15 protein-coding genes are annotated in these 17,548 nt (G+C 43.9%); 13 read left to right on the top strand and 2 right to left on the bottom strand.

What is annotated here, in order from left to right:
* Window positions 1-41 precede the first annotated feature (41 nt).
* From metA to QF041_RS11565, 5 genes are all read left to right on the top strand, one after another.
* Window positions 42-959, top strand: a complete 918-nt coding sequence (metA, locus tag QF041_RS11585) for a homoserine O-acetyltransferase MetA (protein ID WP_036610071.1) — start codon at window positions 42-44, stop codon at window positions 957-959.
* Window positions 960-983: 24 nt separating this feature from the next.
* Window positions 984-2,171 carry a PLP-dependent transferase gene (locus QF041_RS11580; protein WP_091032745.1) on the top strand — a complete coding sequence of 396 codons (1,188 nt, stop codon included), beginning with the start codon at window positions 984-986 and terminating at the stop codon, window positions 2,169-2,171.
* The gene (locus tag QF041_RS11575) at window positions 2,168-3,340 is read left to right on the top strand and encodes a trans-sulfuration enzyme family protein (RefSeq protein WP_307414216.1); all 1,173 of its coding nucleotides are present in this window, start codon (window positions 2,168-2,170) and stop codon (window positions 3,338-3,340) included. The genes QF041_RS11580 and QF041_RS11575 overlap by 4 nt, the downstream gene beginning before the upstream one ends.
* A gap of 241 nt (window positions 3,341-3,581) precedes the next feature.
* Window positions 3,582-4,718: a cyclic dehypoxanthinyl futalosine synthase gene (mqnC, locus tag QF041_RS11570; protein ID WP_307414215.1), complete on the top strand. Its 1,137-nt coding sequence runs from the start codon at window positions 3,582-3,584 to the stop codon at window positions 4,716-4,718.
* Window positions 4,719-5,159: 441 nt separating this feature from the next.
* Entirely contained in the window at window positions 5,160-6,545 is a 1,386-nt protein-coding gene (locus QF041_RS11565) for an MFS transporter (protein WP_307414214.1), read from the top strand.
* A gap of 95 nt (window positions 6,546-6,640) precedes the next feature.
* Here the strand turns inward: QF041_RS11565 and QF041_RS11560 are convergent, their stop codons facing one another.
* Complete coding sequence (locus QF041_RS11560; protein WP_307414212.1) at window positions 6,641-7,882, bottom strand: ROK family transcriptional regulator; 1,242 nt, start codon at window positions 7,880-7,882, stop codon at window positions 6,641-6,643.
* Between the two features lie 325 nt (window positions 7,883-8,207).
* Here QF041_RS11560 and QF041_RS11555 point away from each other — a divergent pair, with 325 nt between their 5' ends.
* The 8 genes from QF041_RS11555 to QF041_RS11520 all read left to right on the top strand — a co-directional run bounded on the left by QF041_RS11555 (window position 8,208) and on the right by QF041_RS11520 (window position 16,461).
* Window positions 8,208-9,029 carry a purine-nucleoside phosphorylase gene (locus QF041_RS11555; RefSeq protein WP_307414210.1) on the top strand — a complete coding sequence of 274 codons (822 nt, stop codon included), beginning with the start codon at window positions 8,208-8,210 and terminating at the stop codon, window positions 9,027-9,029.
* Window positions 9,030-9,048: 19 nt separating this feature from the next.
* A complete protein-coding gene (gene deoB / locus QF041_RS11550) occupies window positions 9,049-10,221 on the top strand; it encodes a phosphopentomutase (protein WP_307414208.1) in 1,173 nt (390 codons plus the stop codon).
* Window positions 10,222-10,249: 28 nt separating this feature from the next.
* Window positions 10,250-11,758 (top strand): bifunctional metallophosphatase/5'-nucleotidase, encoded by a 1,509-nt coding sequence (locus tag QF041_RS11545; protein ID WP_307414206.1) that lies wholly within the window; start codon window positions 10,250-10,252, stop codon window positions 11,756-11,758.
* A gap of 30 nt (window positions 11,759-11,788) precedes the next feature.
* Window positions 11,789-13,075, top strand: coding sequence for an NCS2 family permease (locus QF041_RS11540; protein ID WP_307414204.1), 1,287 nt, complete (start codon window positions 11,789-11,791; stop codon window positions 13,073-13,075).
* Window positions 13,076-13,093: 18 nt separating this feature from the next.
* Window positions 13,094-13,729 carry a chromate transporter gene (locus tag QF041_RS11535; RefSeq protein WP_307414202.1) on the top strand — a complete coding sequence of 212 codons (636 nt, stop codon included), beginning with the start codon at window positions 13,094-13,096 and terminating at the stop codon, window positions 13,727-13,729.
* A 15-nt stretch (window positions 13,730-13,744) separates the two neighbouring features.
* Window positions 13,745-14,278 (top strand): chromate transporter, encoded by a 534-nt coding sequence (locus QF041_RS11530; RefSeq protein WP_307414200.1) that lies wholly within the window; start codon window positions 13,745-13,747, stop codon window positions 14,276-14,278.
* Between the two features lie 195 nt (window positions 14,279-14,473).
* A complete protein-coding gene (locus QF041_RS11525) occupies window positions 14,474-15,451 on the top strand; it encodes an aldo/keto reductase (protein ID WP_307414198.1) in 978 nt (325 codons plus the stop codon).
* Window positions 15,448-16,461 carry a zinc-binding alcohol dehydrogenase family protein gene (locus QF041_RS11520; protein ID WP_307414196.1) on the top strand — a complete coding sequence of 338 codons (1,014 nt, stop codon included), beginning with the start codon at window positions 15,448-15,450 and terminating at the stop codon, window positions 16,459-16,461. The genes QF041_RS11525 and QF041_RS11520 overlap by 4 nt, the downstream gene beginning before the upstream one ends.
* A gap of 85 nt (window positions 16,462-16,546) precedes the next feature.
* Here the strand turns inward: QF041_RS11520 and QF041_RS11515 are convergent, their stop codons facing one another.
* A complete protein-coding gene (locus QF041_RS11515; protein ID WP_307414194.1) occupies window positions 16,547-17,452 on the bottom strand; it encodes a YitT family protein in 906 nt (301 codons plus the stop codon).
* Between the last annotated feature and the right edge of the window lie 96 nt (window positions 17,453-17,548).

The following is a 17,548-nucleotide window of genomic DNA, read 5'->3' as shown; positions in this document are numbered from 1 at the left end:
TGGCTGCATCTATCTATGCACAAGGAGGAGTTAGACTTACTATGCCAATCAAAATACCCGATACTCTGCCAGCAAAAGAAGTACTTGAAGGAGAGAATATCTTCGTCATGGATGAAACTTCTGCATATCAGCAGGATATTCGTCCACTCCGTATCGCTATATTAAACCTGATGCCCACAAAGGAAACGACCGAAACACAATTGCTTCGTCTGGTGGGAAACACGCCTATTCAGGTGGATGTCGTTCTCGTACATCCCAAATCCCATACGTCGAAGAATACGTCTCAGGAGTATCTGGATCTGTTCTATAAAACCTTCGATGAGATTGAGCACCGCCGTTTCGATGGAATGATCATTACGGGTGCCCCGGTGGAACAGATGGATTTCGAAGACGTGAACTATTGGAATGAAATCCAGGAAATCTTCGAATGGACCAAAACCAATGTGACTTCAACACTCCACATATGTTGGGCTTCCCAGGCAGGTTTATACCATCATTTTGACGTGCCCAAGGTTGCACTGGATGAAAAGTGTTTTGGCGTTTTCCCACATACCATTAATAAACCTCATGTTCCGTTGTTGCGTGGATTCGATGAAGTATTCAACGTTCCACATTCCCGTCATACGGAAGTGAGACGCGAAGATATTGAAAAGAATGAGAATTTAGAGATTTTGGCTGAATCCGAGGAAGCGGGTATCTTCCTGGTTGCTACCAAAGACGGCAAACAGATTTTTGCCACAGGACATGCCGAGTATGACCCGTTCTCATTAAAGTGGGAGTATGACCGGGATGCAGCCAAAGGGTTGGATATCGCATTGCCTAGACATTATTATCCGAATGACGACCCTTCCCGTGTGCCACCGGCTACTTGGCGCGCTCATGCCAACTTATTATTCTCTAACTGGCTCAATTACTATGTGTATCAAGAAACACCTTACGATATTGGCCCGCAAATCTAATCGAGATTACAGGAGGATGCAGCAATGGAAGACAACAACAAGTTGAAAATCGAAAGCCGCTTAGCACAAATTGGGTCCATCAATGAACCGGTAACAGGCGCCATTAACTTTCCGATCTATCAATCCACTGCGTTTCGCCACCCGAAGCTTGGACAAAGCACTGGGTTTGATTATATCCGTACGACTAATCCAACCCGTAAAGTATTGGAAGAAGCCGCCGCAGCGCTGGAGTCCGGTGATGCAGGGTTTGCCTGTAGCTCGGGAATGGCCGCGCTGCAAACGATCTTTGCCATGTTTGGTCAAGGGGATCATCTGATTGTGTCGCTGGATCTGTATGGTGGAACCTATCGTCTGCTGGAACGTATTCTGTCCCGTTTCGGCGTAACTGCAAGTTATGTGGACACGAATGACCTTGCAGCACTGGAGAAGGTTCGTCAGCCGAATACCAAAGCTGTATTTATTGAGACACCAACCAATCCACTGATGATGATCACCGATGTGGAAGCCGTGGCTTCCTGGGCGAAAAGTTACAACTTGTTGACCATTGTTGACAACACGTTGTTGACTCCATTTTTCCAACGTCCGATTGAACTGGGTGCCGATATCATCATTCATAGCGCTACCAAATATCTGGGTGGACACAATGATGTGTTGGCCGGACTAATCATTACCAAAGGTGAGGCGTTATCTGCAGAGATGGCGTTCCTGCATAATTCCATTGGAGCGGTATTATCTCCAAGTGACTCCTACCAGTTGATGAAAGGTATGAAAACGCTGGCTCTTCGTATGGAGCGTCATGAGCACAATGCACTTACTATTGCTAAATACTTGCTTGAGCACCCAGCGGTGGTTGAAGTGTATCATCCAGGCCTATCCGATCATCCGGGCTATGAGATACAGAACAAACAATCCACGGGTAATACAGGTATCTTCTCTTTCAAAGTGAAGGATGCACGTTATGTTGAACCGTTGCTGCGTCATATCAAACTCATTGCTTTTGCCGAAAGTCTCGGCGGAGTTGAATCACTCATGACTTATCCGGCAGTCCAGACTCATGCGGATATTCCGCTTGAAATTCGTGACGCCGTAGGTGTGGATGACCGTCTGCTCCGGTTCTCCGTGGGCATTGAACATGCGGATGATCTGATTGCAGATCTCGGCAATGCTCTGACAGCTGCACAGCAGGAAGTGGAAGGAGGCGTGCACTCATGAGTGAGTCCAACAATAAGCCCAATTCCCAGTTGAAATTTGATACCAAATTGCTCCATTTTGGCGATGAGATTGACAAAACCACTGGAGCCTCCAGTGTACCGATCTATCAAGCATCAACCTTCCATCATTTTGATATCTTCAATCCGCCTCAGCATGATTACAGTCGTTCGGGTAATCCGACACGTCAGGCTTTGGAAGATTACATCACATTGCTGGAAGGCGGTGCACGAGGCTTTGCCTATTCTTCGGGGATGGCTGCGATATCAAGCGTGTTCATGATGTTCTCCGCAGGGGATCACATGATTGTAACGGAAGACGTATATGGAGGTACGTATCGTTTGCTTACTTCCATATTAAGCCGTATGCAGATCGAGACAACCTTTGTAGACATGACCAATATAGATGAAGTAAAAGCGGCACTCAAGCCAAACACCAAGGCAGTTTATATGGAAACACCGTCCAACCCTACACTTCGTATTACGGATATCGCTGCCGTAACTGACTGGTCCAAGGAACATGACCTGATCACGATTCTGGATAACACCTTTATGACACCGTACTATCAGCGTCCAATTGAGCTTGGTGTGGACATCGTCGTACATAGTGCTACGAAGTTTCTCGGAGGTCACAGTGATGTACTGGCAGGGTTAGCCGTTGCTCGCACGGAATCACTTGGCGTACAACTGAAACAGTTGCAAAATGGACTTGGAACTGTACTCGGGGCACAAGAATCCTGGCTTCTGATGCGCGGGATGAAAACCTTGGGGGCTCGCATGGCTCATAGTGAACGGAGCACAGCCAAACTGGCGGCATGGCTTAATGAGCGCAGTGATATTACCGCTGTCTTTTATCCTGGACTGGAGGATCATCCGGGCCGCGAGGCACATGAGCGCCAGTCCACAGGATATGGAGCTGTCGTTTCATTTGACGTCGGTTCAGGCGATCGCGCAAAAGCAGTTCTTAACCGGGTGAAGCTACCTATTGTTGCTGTAAGCTTGGGAGCTGTGGAGAGTATTCTGTCCTACCCAGCGATGATGTCTCATGCGGCAATGCCGGCTGAGGTTCGCCGTGACCGTGGCATTACAGATGGGTTGCTGCGCTTCTCCGTAGGTCTGGAAGATATCGAAGATCTCATTGTAGATTTGGAGCAAGCACTTCAGGAATCCTAGTAAAAGTGGATGACCGAATACGCCGATGCGTATCACTTAATCTCGAATAAATTCCATTCCATATGTAAAAATTTTTACTTATTTTTAAAGCACCTGTACATAAGGTGCTTTTTTTCACATGTAACCTGTGTTACGATATGTGGAGTACAGAAATACGATGTTGCTACCAGAACTTGCTTTTCTTGAACAAGTTGGGACGGATCGTTATATAATTTCTCTTCATGAGGGAGGCTTTTTTACGATGAGTACGGTAGACCGTATCTTAGATAAAGCCCTTCGGGGCGAACGTTTAGACTTGGAAGACACGATTGAGCTATTTGAATCGAATGAAGTGGACAAAATCGGGGCAGCTGCTAATGTCATTATGAAACGCATGCACCCTGAACCATACAGAACATTTGTAATTGGGCGTAACGTCAACTACACAAACGTGTGTGATGTGTACTGCCGTTTTTGTGCTTTCTACCGCAGACCTGGTTCGGATGAAGGTTATGTGCTTCCGGACGAAGTGATTTTCCAGAAGATTCAGGAAACGGAAGATGTGAATGGTACCGAGATTTTGATGCAAGGTGGAACGAATCCAAACTTGCCTTTCAGCTATTATACAGACCTGTTGAAAGCCATCAAAGAGCGTTTCCCAAACATCACGATGCACTCTTTCTCCCCAGCGGAGATTATGAAAATGGTTGAAGTATCCGACGGCCTTACATTGGAAGAGGTTGTACGTGCCATTCACGAAGCTGGACTGGATTCCTTGCCTGGCGGCGGTGCTGAAATTCTGGATGACCGCACACGTCGGAAAATCAGCCGCTTGAAAGGCTCATGGCGGGATTGGATGGACGTTATGCAAACTGCACACCGCATCGGTATGAACACCACGGCAACAATGGTTATCGGCCTTGGTGAATCGATGGAAGAGCGTGCATTACACTTGCTCCGTGTACGTGAAGCTCAGGACGAATGTATTGCGAACAAGTATGATTCCGAAGGTTTCCTGGCGTTCATACCGTGGACGTTCCAGCCAGACAATACCAACCTTAAGCTGGAGCGTCAGACTCCGGAAGAGTACTTGAAGACTGTAGCCATCAGCCGACTGGTGCTGGATAATATCAAGAACATTCAATCCTCATGGGTAACCATGGGTCCGGAGATCGGTAAGAAGTCGCTTGAATTCGGCTGTAATGACTTCGGTAGCACGATGATTGAAGAGAACGTTGTATCTGCTGCTGGTGCAACTTACAAAGTTAACATTGAATCCATTCTGCGTTTGATTCGAGAGTCCGGTTATATTCCGGCACAACGTAACACCCGTTATGACATCCTGCGGATGTTCGATGAAGAGAATGCCGTTCATGAAGATTTTGTGATGCAGAACTAATACAATACTTTAATAACTCATTACTCGCCTGTGTTTGTTTAAGCAATAAGCCCGCTGACTGCTCCGTTAGGAGAGAGTTGGCGGGCTTTTTTTATATTGATGAATCGACGCATAGAAAGCCGGAGATATTACCATTTTAAAAAGCAAGCGTACATATCCATGTTTAATTGATTTAAATTCAAATCGGAAATAATTATGTGTTTAATAAGGGTTTAGTGAATTATTTAGTATTATAATTACATTTTAACTCTAAAAACAATCTTTTTATCTATAATTTTTCTCAAAAACGAAATAAATAGATTTACAAAGGGATATGATTTCGTTATGATAAATATCATCCAAATCGTAATAGTGCTTGAAGGAGGAATCGAACCCGTTTATTGATTTCATATGGTTTTGTGGAGAAGAGTTGAGTGATGTTAACATTAGGGAGGTTAAGGAATGGTTAACTTGCAGAGCGAGGAAATCAAGAGAAGAGTCATCAAGTGTATGCCGTGGATCTTGCTCTACGAATTTTTTCAAGTGTTTAATGAAAACGTATTCAATCTGATCACACCCAATTTGTCCCAAGAATATGGTGTGAGTCCTTCAACTGTAAGTTTGATTGTTACGCTGGGGAAATTGTTTTTGGGGATTGCCTCCATTGTATTTTCGGCTTTATCAGATATTGTGAGTACTCGCAAATTAATGTTATTCACCTGTTTTGTATTTCCTGTCGTAACCCTGATCGGTTTCTTTTCACCATATAGTTTCTCATTATTGATTACAGCAAGGGTAATGTTTGCTTTAACCATTGCTATTCCCCTTGCACTGCAAGTTATTATTGCTCTTAAATACTTCGATAAGTTAACTGCTGCCAAATATTTCGGCTATAATACAGCGATATTTCAGCTTGCCTCTGCAGCAGGCCACTTCTTCGGCGGTTATATAACGGACTATTTCCACTGGAATTTTATCTTCCTTTTCCCGCTTCTTACGCTGTTGGGGATACCTACACTTATGAAAAATTTGCCTAAGGATGAAAGCAAAAAAGGGTCCTTTGATTTCATGGGTATGTTGTTAGTCACATTAATTTCGACACTGTTGATCACATATATGACATTTAAAATGCAGTATCCTTTGTTATTAATTTCTGCTTTTACGTGCACTGCGATTTTTGTAATCTATACAAGGAAAAATAAAAATTCATTCATCAAACCTGATTTATTTAAGATAAAAGGAATTGTGTGGTCTTTGATCGTCTGTGGTTTATTCTATGGAACCCAGGTGGGATTCGGCTTTATCTTCCCGTTTATTGTTCATAAGGCCTATGGCTTGCCAGTCAGCACAATCGGCGTATTCTACTCATTAACGAATATTGCGGCATTCATTGCGGGGATCAATTCGGGGCGTATCATCAGTAAGATTGGTTCCCGTAATATTGCACTGCTGGGCGGATTATTTATTTTTTCTGGATTAGCTATGGTTGCTTTTTTAGTTGGTTTTTCTGTCGTATTCGTGTTTGTTGGAATGGCTTTCTTTAACATTGGCTACGCTTTGTTTTTCTCAGGATATCTTAGTAACTATACTCAATTGCTTCCGAAGCATCAGCATGGATCGGGGGTTGGGGTTGAGAGACTTGTCCTTAATATTGGAAGTTCACTTGGTGGGGCACTAATTGCTATGTTGTATGGTCAACCATACATGATGAACAAAATTGTGGACCTCTCGTCGAACCCTCAATCGGCACAGTATAGTAATTTGGCACTGTTACTCATGATGATGATTGCTGTTGCAACGTTCATATTCACTAGAGTATTTAATAAAAATTTTAATCGCGTCGAATGATTCGATAGCATATTAATGTTGATCTCCGTAAAAAAGCTTCGCTTTTGCTAACGATCACAAAAATCCTCCCGTTTATAGGGAGGATTTTTGTGATTTCAAGTTATAACATGTTTGGGTTCAGCGTGAGCTGTTTTTTCTTCCAGGAAATAATCAAATATCATACAGCCTGCTCCTACAGCGACTGCATTATAGCCGCTAGATGCTCTAATAATTTTGACTTGTAGGTTTTTATACTGCTTCGTGCGCTCTTGCACCGTTTTTAATGTCATTTCATAGAAGTCAATATTACCCCCCAGCCCGCCTCCGATAATAACAATATCCGGACGGAGCAACTGAATAAGATTGGTAATACCAATGCCGTAGTAGTAGGCAGCGTCCCGTACAACATCTGAACACAGCGGGTCTCCCTGTTTCAAGGCATCTAATATGTGATGAAATTGAATGTCATCTGCTTGGAGAGGTGTGTCCAGGAGTGAAGATGATTTCCCACGCTTTATTTGACGAATCACTTCCTCTCGAACAGCAGGCAGGCTGCTGTACGCTTCCAGGCATCCATATGCTCCACAAGCGCATTTTCTCCCATGAACATCTACAGTAATATGACCAAAGGATTCATCCATATCCAGCTTGCTGCCGACAACTTGTCCTTGTAGGATAATGCCGCTTCGAATGCCAATGCCGGAAGAGGTGTACACAAGATTCTCGGTTTCCCTCCAGTAATTGCTTCGATATTCACCCAAAGCAGCTAAATTAGCTCCATGATCCAGCAGAACAACCGTAGAGAACCGTTTTTCCAGGGACTCAATGATATTTAACTGATTCCAGTCATTGGAGAGATCATCTTTAAAATGGATAGTACCGTTCTCCCTTTCAATCGACCCAATAGCACCTACACCGATTCCAAGCAAATGTTTCTGCTGCACATGGTGCCGAAGCAGCATATCCTCAATACTGTCACTGATCAGATTTAGTGTAGATTGAGGGGGAGAATTAAAATCCATTTTGAACTTAACCTCTTCCAAAACCTGCAAATTCAAGTCAAGGAGCAAAATGACAATAAATAAACTGGATATCTCAACACCTACCATATAGTGAGAATCAGGTGTAATGACATAAAATGCAGGCTTACGCCCAACTTTGGATTCTGCTGATCCGCTGTCGTATATCAGGCCAGCCTGTACTAATTCTTCAACAAGCCGGGAGCAGGTTGAATGTTTATATCCGCTTAGTTCGACCAACTCATTAATACGTATGGGGCCATGTTTGCGGACTAATGAATACAGAGCTTTTAAACTTTTTGTCTTAGGAGACATTAGACCTACAAATTCCTGTAACATAAAAGTCCTCCAATAGTTAATATGTTCGATTTCTCCCTATTTTACCTTATTGTTTGTGTCTCTCCTATATCGAAATCATCCTGCTCATATAAATTAAAGGAATAAAAAGGGAAAATCAAGCTGATTATTATTTATAATGAGAAAAATTAAAAGACAAACACTGAAAATGACAGTTAATTCACTCGGATTACTATTTAAAAATAGATATTTAATCAATTATACGTATATTTTTTATCAAAATGAATTTTATTATATTTACAAAGAAACAAATGTGATCTATGATGAATGTATGAACACGAAGACAAACATAAAGAGGGTGCATGAGATGCAAGATATTAAACGAAAAATTCAAGAAGCCGCACAATTTATTGAAAAGGAAATAGACTGTCGCCCGGAGATCGGTTTAATTCTTGGTTCAGGATTAGGCATACTGGCAGATTTAATCGAAAATGCAAAAGTGATTCCTTATGAATCCATTCCTCATTTCCCGATGTCTACTGTAGAAGGTCATGCAGGAGAATTAGTGTTTGGACAAATTAATAACAAAAGCGTTGTCATGATGAAAGGACGTTTTCATTTATATGAAGGATATGAAGCTCAGCATGTGACACTTCCGGTCCGCATTTTGAAAGCGCTTGGCATTAGTCAGTTAATTGTGACCAATGCAGCTGGAGGAGTTAATGCAGACTATGAGGTCGGAGATCTGATGCTGATTACGGACCACATTAATAATATGGGAAGAAATCCGCTGATCGGACCAAACGAGAAGGATTTCGGAGAACGTTTTCCAGATATGAGCGAAGCTTATAGCAAACGACTTATTCAAATAGCTCAACGTGTAGCAGAAAAACAGCAATATTCTTTTAGAGAAGGCATTTACATGGGGAATCTGGGCCCAACTTATGAAACCCCTGCCGAAGTACGGATGGCGCGAATTCTTGGTGCAGATGCAGTAGGAATGTCTACGATTCCCGAAGTAATTGTTGCGAGACATGCGGGTATGGAGGTACTGGGTATTTCATGCATTACGAATAAAGCAGCGGGATTGCTGCAGCAAGCGCTTTCTCACGAGGAAGTAATGGAAGCAGCCGAACAAGTAAAGCCTAAGTTCCTGAAGTTGGTACTCGAAATTATTAAGGAAATGTAATATGGCACAGGAGGGTCCTATGAGTTATAAACGCGTATGTTTAATTGTACTAGACAGTGTCGGGATCGGTGAACTGCCTGACGCAAAACAATTTGGTGATCAAGGCGCTCATACATTGGGCCATATTGCAGAACGTATGCCGAGTTTCTTGCTTGGAAATTTGAAAAAGATGGGTCTTGGAAATATCACTCATATATCAGGAATAGAGCCGGTGGAAAATCCGATGGCCTGTTACGGGAAAATGGCTGAGGCTTCGATTGGAAAGGACACGATGACAGGGCATTGGGAGCTCATGGGCCTGAAAATCACGACACCATTTAACGTATATCCAGACGGATTTCCAGCGGAGCTAATCAATCGTTTTGAGGAACGGACCGGGCGTAAAGTAATCGGCAATAAAGCAGCTTCTGGTACAGAAATTCTTGACGAATTAGGTGAAGAGCAGATCACGACAGGAGCTTGGATTGTTTATACTTCAGCCGATAGTGTGTTTCAGATTGCTGCTCACGAGGAAACTATTCCACTGCAGGAATTATACGATGCGTGTGAGATTGCTCGAGAGCTGACACGCCACAGCCAGTTCAGCGTTGGACGTGTCATTGCCCGGCCTTACACCGGAACGCCAGGGAATTTTATGCGCACTGCGAACCGTCATGATTATGCGGTATCTCCTCCGGCTCCCACTTTAATGAATGCGATGAAAGATTCCGGGCTTGATGTTATAGCCATTGGTAAAATCAATGATATTTTTTGTGGAGAGGGCGTCACAAAGGCGATTCCTACAAAAAATAATCTAGATGGTATCATGAAAACAATATCTTCACTAAACAAAGAGTTTACAGGTCTGTTGTTTACAAATTTGGTCGATTTCGACTCACTGTACGGGCATCGCCGCGACCCCGAAGGGTATGCAATGGCACTGGAGCAATTCGACGCTCTTTTGCCTTACATTATGGAACACATTACAGCAGATGATTTACTAATCATTACAGCTGATCACGGTAACGATCCAACACATCCGGGAACAGATCATACACGTGAATACGTTCCTGTGCTTTTATACAGTCCGGCAATCAACAATCCATCCAGCATTGGAGTTCGTGAGACATTCTCTGACTTGGCAGCCACGCTGGCTGAAAACTTTAGTGTTCCGAATACAGGTCAAGGCACTTCTTTTTATAATCATCTGTGACAAAAATTAATTGATGGGGGATCTCCTAATGTCAGAACCGAAAACATTGACCATTGTATATACAAATGACTTTCATGCTCAGGACAAACCAGTTCGTGCGACATGGATTGAAGGCAGTCCAATGATGGGCGGAGCTGCTTATATGGCCACTTATATTAACAAAATTCGCAATACAGAACCTAATGTACTTGTACTGGATGCAGGCGACATTATAACCGGACCGCCAATCAGTTTTTTGACGAATGGGGAAGCGCCGGTTGATCTGTATAACACGATTGGATTTGATGCTTCATGTGTTGGAAATCATGAATTCGACCACGGTGTACCCAATGCAAGAAAGTTGATTGCACAGGCTCAATTTCCGTTTTTGTCAGGAAGTATTTTTTATAAAGGAACCAATATTTTATTCGCCAAGCCTTATGAAATTATTGAGAAAGATGGCTTGAAGATCGGGATCATCGGTATACACGGAAAAAAAGCAGGTTACGAGACGATTCAAGTAGATCTCGTGAAAGAACTTGAATTCCGTGAACAGGAGTCCCTGCTTCAGGAATATGTTCATCTTTTGCGGCCACACGTAGATTTAATTATCGTGCTTGCTCATGAGGGTGTCCCGGCTGAGCAATCGACCACAGATCGCGACGTTGATGTGGAAGAAGATTTTGAAGAAGATGTGCGTATGTGCAACAACGTGAAGGGGATTGATCTGATGATCACGGGTCATGCACATAAATCCATCGTCAAACCTTATGTAGCTTCAGAGACAGGAACACTGCTATGTTCTACGCGTGGTCTGGGAACCTTTGTAGGTTATTTGAAATTGCAGGTGGACCCTGCAGAGAGAAAAATTGTGTCTTATGAAGGCCACCTAGAACCGATCTATACGGATCAGATTGAGCCTGACCCGATTGTAGCTGAGCGAGTAGAATACTGGGAACATCGTTTAAAAGAGCTGATTGAAGAGAAGATTGGATATGCCGAGCACAATTTATCACGAAATTATTTTGGAGAATCGTTACTTGGTAACATCGTTACAGACGCTGTTCGTTTGTATACGGGGGCTGATGCAGTATTCACTGCTCCGGGAGGTTTGCGTGCGGATATTGATCAGGGTGAGATCACGGTTGGAGATGTCATTAATGCGGTCCCGTTTAACAACAACATCCTTGTGATGGAAATGACCGGACAGGAACTAAAGGAGGTACTGGAGCAGAGCGCAGGGATGACAGCCGGCGTATTGGAGCAATCGGGCATCGAAGTTATCGTAGACCCTGAAGCAGATAAAGGTTGTCAAGTGACAGGAGCGACGCTCAACGGCGAACCACTTCAGGAAGATTGTATTTATAAAATTGCTTCCGATGATTTCACCTGCAAAGGTGGAGACGGTTTCACGGCTTTTCTCAAAGGGAGCAATGTACGTGACACATCTATGATCATGCGTGATATTGTAATTGATTATATTCGCAAGACGGGTCATATCAAGCCGGTGATTGAGGACCGAGTCAAATTCAAAGATTCAGTAGTCTCCTCTTCATAGCCGAGGGTAACAGAAAGAAGGTTATATCAGGTGTTCGAGAACCATGAAAGGTCGAAAGAAAAGGTTAAATTGCTCAAAAAGGAAATTCTTGCTGGGGCAGTATCGTTTTTCACCATTGTTTACATCATTGCCGTTAATGCATCCATTTTGCATGACGCTGGAATTCCACTGGAAGCGGGAGTGGTTGCTACAGTTCTAACTTCATTTATCGGCTGTCTAATGATGGGATTATGGGCGAATACTCCAATTATTCTTGTGCCAGGTATGGGAATCAACGCGTTATTTACGTATACCATTGTTCATACGATGGGACTTTCCTGGCAAGAGGCACTTGGTGCCGTTTTTATCTCGGGTCTGTTGTTCGTGCTTGTGGCATTTACACCAGTGGCCAAATGGCTCTCAGTGTCGATACCTGATGGATTGAAAGAAGCAACAACGATCGGAATTGGCCTGTTCCTCACCTTTATAGGGCTGCAGAAAGGCGGCATTGTTGCAGCGAGCTCTACAACATTTGTAGCGCTTGGTGATCTCAGCAAACTAAATGTAATCCTTACACTGGCGACACTGATTATAGCGTTAATTTTGTTTATGCGAAAGGTGCCTGGCAGCTTTCTAATTACAATTGTTGTAGGAACAGTGCTTGCGATTGTTTTCGGTCAAGTTGATACCAATTTACATGAAACGGGCTCATTATCAATACAATCTTCTTTGAATGTTATTGGTAGCATGTCCTTTAAACAAATAGGTTCCATGACGTTCTGGATTGCTACCTTAACGCTAACCCTGGTCATTGTTTTTGAAAATATAGGTTTGGTGTATGGACATTTAAATATGATAGAAAAGCCTGAAAAATTCGAACGCTCCTTACAGGCGAATGCAGTCTCAGCTGTCTTTGCAGGTCTTTTTGGCACAAGCCCTACGGTGTCCACGGTTGAAAGTGCCGCAGGAATTACCGCAGGTGGCAGAACAGGACTGACCTCCATTGTTACCGGATTATTGTTTTTGTTATCCTTGTTTTTTATTCCTGTAATCAAACTCATTCCAGACAGTGCCATCTCTCCGATTCTAATCATTGTTGGAGGGTTGATGATCTCCAATGTTCAGCGTATCAATTTCAAGGAATTTGCTGAGGGATTTCCCGCCTTTCTGATCATAGTGCTGATTCCGCTAACTTACAGCATTGTGGATGGTATGGCGTTTGGCTTCATCATTTATACCATTCTTAATCTTGCTGCTGGCAATAGAAAAAAAATCCCTTTCGCCCTGTATGTGATTACAGCGTTATTTTTGGTTAACTTCATTGCGCAATGGGTTTGACGACTGGAGATGGCGCTTATGAATCTGTTCCGTAATAAGGATATCCATAAATTAATTGATATTTTCGTAGTTTTTTTCAAATTGGGCCCTTCCACTTTTGGAGGGGGATACGCGATGGTTACTGCGATTGAGCGCGAGATTGTTGATAGAAAGCACTGGCTTACTTCCTCAGAGATGAGTGATATGGTCTCGATTGCCGGTTCTGCACCAGGCGGGGTAGCAGTAAACTCCGCCGCTTTCGTTGGATACAGGCTGGCAGGAGTTTCAGGTGCAATGACCGCTGTATTTGCGATCACACTGCCCACGTTCTTTATCGTATTTATATTAAGTATCTTTGGAATGATGTTTAAAGATGTTCCCAAGGTGGAGGCTGCTCTGAAAGGTGTTCATGCAGCAGTTGTGGCTTTAATTATAGTTGCTGCCTATAAAATGGGGAAATCCTCCATCATAGATTTTGCTACTCTAGCTATTACGGGAAGTTGTGTTGCCCTGCTTTTATTTACCAACATCCATTCTGTCGTTCTTATTTTGGCTGGCCCAATTGTCGGCATCCTGATTATTGGGATAAAACGAGGGATTGGCATTGCAGCACCTACAGAAAAGGAGAAACAGATCAAAAAAACAGATCTGAATTATCCCGAATACTACATTTAAAAGGTGATGATTGCATTGCTATGGGAGTTGTTTTTTGTATTTTTAAAAATAGGGGCGTTTTCGTTTGGTGGCGGATATGCCGTCATGACTCTCATTGAGCGGGAGGTGACAGATCGCGGGTGGATCAGGCCTGAGGAATTTCAGGAAATCGTTGCTATCGCGGGCATGGCTCCCGGCTCTATTGCCACAAATACAGCGACTCTAATTGGATATAATCACTTAGGAATTACGGGTGCAATCATATCAACGGTTGGCATTATTTTTCCTTCTCTCCTGATTGTTATTGCATGTTCTGCCCTATTTTTAAAGCTGCAGAATAATGTGTGGCTGCGTTCATCCTTTTATGGGCTGCGCCCCATTGTCACAGGATTAATTGTTTATGCTGCGATACACTTCGGGGTTGGGCGAGATACGGGAACGGTTTTTAACTGGTCCACCTTTGGAATGTTAATATTGTGTGCAGGTAGTCTGATTGCTGTAATGAAATATAAAATTCATCCATTTGCAGTTATTTTAATGGCTGCTGTAGGTGGAATTATTCTTTTTTGAAGTAGAATGATAGCATCTTAAAGCTCCTGATTTTATCTCAGGAAGCGTTAAGATGTTTTTTATTTTGTTTTGTTCCTCCGCATCAAGATCATCAAACAGTACATATTACGCATTTGGCGATATTTTATATTGAAATTGAACTGTTACAATGAAGGGACACTCGAGTAAGCAGACATGCTGGGAAGGAGCAAGCTGATGAAAAGAAGAATACTGGGAAAGACCGGACTTGAAGTACCTGTATTGAGTTTTGGGGCCTCCTCACTGGGCTCCGTATTTCGAGATATCGATCGAGGTGAGGGGATTCGCACAGTACACGCCGCTGTAGATGCAGGGATGAACTATATAGACGTTTCACCTTACTATGGATTGACGAAGGCGGAGACGGTGCTAAGTGAGGCCATTCGCAGTTTGCCGCGCAGTTCATATATGTTATCAACCAAAGCCGGACGGTATGGGGAAAATGAGTTTGATTTTTCGCGTCAGCGAATTCTGAATAGTGTGCAAGAGAGCCTGGATCGACTGCATACAGACTATATCGACATTCTGTTCCTGCATGATATTGAATTTGTACCAGCAGAGATTATTATCGAAGAAGCTTTTCCAACGCTGCTGCGTCTGAAAGAGCAGGGAGTTATACGACATGCGGGCATTTGTGGCTTACCCTTGCCTTTATTCGAGAAGGTTCTGCCACAGATCGATGCGGATGCGATCATCTCGTATTGTCATTATTCATTGAATGATACCTCGTTATTATCGTTATTGCCCTTGTTGGAAAAAAAAGAAATTGGCCTCGTCAATGCTTCGCCTCTTTCTATGGGCTTGTTGAGTACCCGAGGGGCTCCTGCCTGGCATCCGGCAGATAATCGGGTGAAACAGATCTGCCTGAAGGCTGCCCGCTTCTGTGCAGAACAAGGCAGTGACATTGCCATGCTGGCCGTACAATTCTCCACGTCGAATGAACGAATTCCGACAACACTGGTGAGCAGTGCCAGCCAGCGCAATATCCTCAATAATGCAGCCTGGATAGAGGAACCGATGGATCAGAGCCTGCTGGATGAAGTGCTCCGCATTCTGGCTCCATTGCATAACGAGACGTGGTCAAGCGGACGACCTGAATATAATATTAAGCCAAGCAACACGACAGCAGAAGCATCCAAGGGGGAACAACGATGAGAGCCATTGTATGTGAAGAAATAGATCAATTGAAACTCCAGCACCTGCCTCAACCTGAACGAGCAGAAGGAGAGGCATTGGTTGCCATTCGGCGGATTGGGATCTGTGGAACGGATCTGCATGCATACAAAGGCAACCAGCCATTCTTTACCTATCCTCGTGTTCTGGGTCATGAACTGGCGGCTATTATTGAAGAGATCGGTCCGAACGACGCAGGATTACAGCCTGGGGATCAGGTAAGTATTATTCCGTATCTGCACTGCGGTCACTGTATTGCATGTCGCAGTGGAAAAACCAATTGTTGTGCGTCCATGCAAGTCATGGGTGTACACGTAGACGGAGGCATGAGAGAAAAAATCAGCGTGCCAGTCTCACATCTGCTCTCAGCAGAAGGTTTGACGCTGGATGAGACGGCAATGGTAGAACCATTAAGCATTGGAGCCCATGCCGTCAGAAGAGCAGGAATTAAACCTAGTGAGCATGTGGTTGTGATTGGAGCTGGCCCCATTGGATTGGGTGTGATGGCATTTGCCAAACAGGCGGGAGCGCGTGTTATTGCCGTTGATCGTAATCTGGACAGGCTGGAGCTTAGCCGGACTTGGGCTGGAGCGGATGACCTGGTACAGGCCAATGAACATACTGTACAACAAGTGGCTGAAATTACGGGAGGCGACTATGCTACGGCTGTCTTCGATGCAACAGGTAATGTGAATTCCATGAATGAGGCTATTCAATATGTGGCGCATAGTGGTCAACTCATTTTTGTAGGACTGGTGAAAGCGGATATTACCTTTCATGACCCCGAATTTCACAAGCGGGAGATGAGTATCCTGGGCAGTCGAAACGCAACCCGTGAAGATTTTGAACAAGTCCTGTCGACCTTGCGTCAAAAGAAATTAAGCATGGATGGGTATATCACACACCGAGTGGAATTTGATGAGTTACCTACTGCAATAGACCAATGGTTATTGCCAGATTCACATGTAGTCAAAGCTATCGTTGAACTATAATATCAATTAATTATAATAACAGAAAAAAACGCTCTCTGACCTTGTTGAACAAAACTGTTCATCCATAGGGTAAGAGAGCGTTTTTTTATTTTTCCGGATTTGTTACAATGCCCGCATGTGGATCAATGTGACGCACAATGGACTTCAACCAGATCATCTCCAGAACATGTACCTCATAATAAAGTGCACCCGGGATCTGCCTGATCCATCCTTCCGCCATAGCAAGTTGTGTTGAGTTAGAAGTGGCTTCCAGCGTTCCAGGTTCACGGCGCAGCCGTTTGCGTACAGCTTCTTCAACTTGAGAGCTTTGTGTGGTCAAAATGCTTACTTTGCGTTTGGAAGAAAAGCCCCTGAACGCAATGTACACCATTTCATAAGCAATAAGGTAGGCGATTACGGAATACATCGCTTGGTCCCAGCCAAAGACAACACCAGCGGCTGTCAGTATCAACAAGTTAAGCAGCATGATTATTTTTTCGATAAGCATCCGTTTTCCGCTAAATACACGTTCAGGTGGGCGGGAAGACGGATCACCGATTTCCAGCGTATCCAGTGTCCCACCATACCGCACGACGAGCCCAATTCCGAGTCCGAGGCATAATCCGCCAAACATGGCGGCAGCCAGCGGATGCTCTACAAGTGGCGGCATGGGATGAAGCACGATGGCACCGATCGAAAAGACAACCAGACCCAGAACAGTAACCAGTACAAATTTCTTCTGCACAATCTTGTAAGATAGAAATATAAACGGAACATTGAATAAAAATAGGAACAATCCAATCCTCATTTCGGTCCAGTGGGCGAAGAGTGAGGAAATGCCTGTAATGCCTCCAATAATAATCTTATTGGGGTGTAAGAACAATTCAAGTCCCACGGAGGCCAGAATTCCGCCCGCAATAACGAGAAACAGGTTTAACCAGCGGCGGGTAGACGATATCCTGGTCTTGGCGGTGTTTGGCACCGGATTAGCCGATATCAGAGGTGCTTTCATAGGTCATCCTCCTTAGTGCGGCTTTCGAGCCATTCTCCCTGGGTTAGTCACAGAAAGATCGGCGTAACAGCCGCGAAGTACGTTAGTATGTCTGTT

This window comes from Paenibacillus sp. W2I17 (assembly GCF_030815985.1).
Classification (GTDB): Bacteria; Bacillota; Bacilli; order Paenibacillales; family Paenibacillaceae; genus Paenibacillus.
This window is presented reverse-complemented; position numbering and strand designations above follow the sequence as displayed.